Consider the following 283-nt stretch of genomic DNA (forward strand, 5'->3'; position numbering starts at 1 on the left):
CGATGACCTCGCCCTCCCAGGCACAGCGGTCGGCGACCTCGTCCAGCACGGGCCTTTTGCCGACCCCGTAATACCCGCCCGCTCCGTCCACCTGATCGCCAAGTCGCCTGACGCCGACTCCAGAGATGGCGATCGTGATCCCTGCCCCGTCCACGAGACTGGTCCCTCGCGGCCACACGGTCGGATAGGTAGCCCCCTGAGTATCAGTGATGCCAATGCATCCCGCGTCCGTGACAGCCACGGTCCCCTGGATGCTCGGATCGTCTCCCGTGAGGACCCCCGC

It is taken from the genome of Propioniciclava sp., assembly GCF_036744435.1.
In the GTDB taxonomy this organism is placed as follows: Bacteria; Actinomycetota; Actinomycetes; order Propionibacteriales; family Propionibacteriaceae; genus Propioniciclava.